The 3,080-nt window shown below is 63.9% G+C and carries 4 protein-coding genes and 1 pseudogene; 3 read left to right on the top strand and 2 right to left on the bottom strand.

The genetic code is table 11. The annotated features are described in order from the left end of the window. Positions 1–83 (bottom strand): annotated as a pseudogene (locus QZ213_RS26585) (30S ribosomal protein S18); the annotation flags it as partial. 5 nt (positions 84–88) lie between these two features. Beyond that, positions 89–559 carry a 30S ribosomal protein S6 gene (gene rpsF / locus QZ213_RS26580; RefSeq protein WP_291689029.1) on the bottom strand — a complete coding sequence of 157 codons (471 nt, stop codon included), beginning with the start codon at positions 557–559 and terminating at the stop codon, positions 89–91. Between the two features lie 362 nt (positions 560–921). Here rpsF and fabD point away from each other — a divergent pair, with 362 nt between their 5' ends. The 3 genes from fabD to QZ213_RS26565 all read left to right on the top strand — a co-directional run. Beyond that, positions 922–1,881 carry an ACP S-malonyltransferase gene (gene fabD, locus QZ213_RS26575; RefSeq protein ID WP_291689028.1) on the top strand — a complete coding sequence of 320 codons (960 nt, stop codon included), beginning with the start codon at positions 922–924 and terminating at the stop codon, positions 1,879–1,881. 17 nt (positions 1,882–1,898) lie between these two features. After that, positions 1,899–2,636 carry a 3-oxoacyl-[acyl-carrier-protein] reductase gene (fabG, locus tag QZ213_RS26570; RefSeq protein WP_291689027.1) on the top strand — a complete coding sequence of 246 codons (738 nt, stop codon included), beginning with the start codon at positions 1,899–1,901 and terminating at the stop codon, positions 2,634–2,636. A 297-nt stretch (positions 2,637–2,933) separates the two neighbouring features. Continuing rightward, the coding region (locus QZ213_RS26565) for an acyl carrier protein (protein ID WP_291689030.1) at positions 2,934–3,080 on the top strand (147 nt) is incomplete at its 3' end.

The following is a 3,080-nucleotide window of genomic DNA, read 5'->3' as shown; positions in this document are numbered from 1 at the left end:
TCGATCTTCGGCGCATTCGGACCCGTGAACGGGCAGGTCTTGCGGCGGCGGAAAAACGGACGGCGTGCACCAGCTTCAGCCATGATTCTTACTCCTCAATCGCTGCGGCGTCGTCGTCGCGCGGACGGCGCGGGCCACGGTCGCCACGGTAGCCGCCGCCATCGCGGTCGCCACGGAAGCCACCCTCGCGGTCGCCGCGGAAGCCGCCGCCACGGTCGTCGCGATCACGGTCGCGATCGGCCTTGCGCATCATCGCCGAGGGACCTTCCTCGTGCTCTTCGACGCGAACGGTGAGATAACGGATCACGTCTTCGCTGATCCGCTCCTGCCGCTCGATCTCGCTGACCGCCGCCGAGGGCGCGTCGATGTTCATCAGCACGAAATGTGCCTTGCGATTCTTGTTCATGCGGTAGGTGAGGGAGCGTACGCCCCAGTTTTCCATCTTCACGACCTTGCCGCCGAGACCCTCGACAATGCCGGTCATCTGGGTGGTCAGTTCTTCGACCTGCTGGGTGCTCGCATCCTGACGCGCGAGAAAAACATGCTCATAAAGAGGCATGGGTGTCCTTTCCTAGTGTTGGCGCGGTTCCCGGCGGCAAGCCCTTCGAGACCTTCGGAAAGGACTCGACGATAAAGCTCAGAAGGCGGAAGCACGGGACGACGGACCGACTGGTCCTGCCACATCAACATCGCCGAAAAGGTGAGATTGCTGAGACCGTCCGTTCAGCTCCCGGCCGGGATCCACGGATGCGCGGTTTATAAGGATTTTGAGCGCAATGGCAAGGGAAAGCGACGCCATTTGACATACCCGGGCCGGGCCGGCCGGAACCGGCGGCGGCTTGACATGACCGGCTGTGGCGGTGTCTTTCGGCCCGACTTTGGCGATTTCCGGCGGCACCGAAGGGCCATTCAGGGGTATTAATGACGGCAGCATTTACTTTTCCGGGGCAGGGCTCCCAGGCGGTCGGCATGGGCAAGGCCCTGGCCGAGGCATTTCCCGCCGCGCGCGCCGTTTTCGACGAGGTGGACGCGGCGCTTGGAGAAAGGCTGACCGCGATCATCTGGGACGGCCCGGCCGAGACGTTGCAACTCACCGAAAACGCCCAGCCGGCGCTGATGGCGGTCTCATTGGCGACCTTGCGGGTATTGGAGACCGAGGCCGGTTTCTCGGTCGCGCGCGACGCCGCCTTCGTGGCCGGACATTCGCTCGGCGAATATTCCGCATTGGCCGCCGCCGGGAGCCTGGGCATCGCCGACACCGCGCGCCTGCTGCGCACCCGGGGCCTCGCCATGCAGAAGGCGGTGCCGGTGGGCGTGGGCGCCATGGCCGCGCTGCTCGGCCTCGATTATGAGGCCGCGGTGGCCGTTGCGAACGAGGCGGCGCAGGGGCAGGTCTGCCAGGCCGCCAACGACAACGGCGGCGGACAGGTGGTGGTTTCCGGCGACAAGGCCGCCGTTGAACGCGCGCTTGAGATCGCCAAGACCAAGGGCGCCAAGCGCGCCATGCTGCTGCCGGTGTCGGCGCCGTTCCATTGCCGCCTGATGCAGCCCGCCGCCGAGGTGATGGCCAAGGCGCTGGCTGACGTCACGATCAGGCCGCCAGCTTCGCCCCTGGTATCGAACGTGCTGGCCGCGCCGATTACCGATCCGGACGAGATCCGCCGCCGCCTGATCGAACAGGTCACGGGAACCGTGCGCTGGCGCGAATCGGTGGCTTACATGGCGAGCCATGGCGTCACGCGGTTCTTCGAGATCGGCGCCGGCAAGGTGCTGTCGGGGCTCGTCAAGCGCATCGCCGAGGGCGCCGTCGGCGTTTCGGTCGGCGGGCCGAACGATCTTAATGCCGCCAAAGACGCGCTCGCCGCCGCGCAGACGGCCTGAGCGAGAAGGAGACAATCATGTTCGATCTGACTGGCAGGACGGCGCTCGTCACCGGCGCGACGGGCGGCATCGGCAGCGCCATCGCGCAGGCCCTGCATGGCCAGGGCGCGACGGTGGCCATTTCCGGGACGCGGCGCGAGGTGCTGGACACGCTCGCCGGCAAACTCGGCGAGCGGGTTCATGTGTTGCCCTGCAATCTCTCCGACACAGCCGAAGTCGAGGCGCTGGTGCCGGCAGCCGAACAGGCGATGGGCCAGGTTGATATTCTCATTGCCAATGCCGGCATCACCCGCGACAATCTTTTTGTGCAGTTGCGCGACGAGGATTGGGACGAAGTCATCAAGGTCAACCTCACCGCGACCTTCCGCCTCGCCCGGGCCGCGACCAAGCTGATGATGCGCAAGCGTTTCGGCCGCATTATCGCCATCACCTCCGTCGTCGGCGTCACCGGCAATCCGGGCCAGGGCAATTACACCGCGTCGAAGGCCGGACTGATCGGCATGATCAAGACGCTGGGCGCCGAATATGCCAAGCGCAACGTGACCGCGAATTGCATTGCGCCCGGCTTCATCAAAACCCCGATGACGGACGCGCTCAACGACAAGCAGCGGGAAACGATTCTCTCGAAAGTTCCAGCCGCGCGGCTTGGGACGCCCGAAGACATCGCGGCGGCGGCGGTTTATCTCAGTTCGAACGAGGCCGCCTATGTCACCGGGCAGACCATTCACGTCAATGGCGGAATGGCCATGTTTTGAGCCGGTTAACAGTTGCTTTCGCCACGCGGAATGAGGTTTCCGAAGGCCGATCGAGGCTTATAGTCAAGGCAGGGGAAGTATGATAACCGAACCCCCAACGGATGGGCAAAGAACGCCTTGCAGGATTTTGAAACCCTGTATATTGGCGGTGCGGAGCCTGCGTCGTTCGCCGGGCCTTTGTCGGCTATGACGGGGCCAAATCAAGACTATGCGCGATTGCGAAGGAAAGTTTACCGACCAGGATGGCTCGTATCGTCTTGGGGACGGGTCTAATGGGAACAAGCACGAGGTTGAACGATGAGTGAGATTGGCGAGCGGGTTAAGAAGATCGTGGTCGAACACCTAGGTGTTGAACCCGAAAAAGTGGTCGACAACGCGAGCTTCATTGACGACCTCGGCGCCGACAGCCTCGATACCGTCGAGCTCGTGATGGCGTTTGAAGAA

Origin of the sequence: Bradyrhizobium sp., from assembly GCF_017881085.1 — a bacterium.
In the GTDB taxonomy this organism is placed as follows: Bacteria; Pseudomonadota; Alphaproteobacteria; order Rhizobiales; family Xanthobacteraceae; genus Bradyrhizobium.
The sequence above is the reverse complement of the archived record's forward strand: the minus strand, read 5'-3'. Positions and strand labels throughout refer to the sequence as shown.

Excerpts from the sequence above, each read along its gene's own strand:
- rpsF (WP_291689029.1), bottom strand. The coding sequence starts at position 559 with ATGCCTCTTTATGAGCATGTTTTTCTCGCGCGTCAGGATGCGAGCACC.
- fabD (WP_291689028.1), top strand. The coding sequence starts at position 922 with ATGACGGCAGCATTTACTTTTCCGGGGCAGGGCTCCCAGGCGGTCGGC.
- fabG (WP_291689027.1), top strand. The coding sequence starts at position 1,899 with ATGTTCGATCTGACTGGCAGGACGGCGCTCGTCACCGGCGCGACGGGC.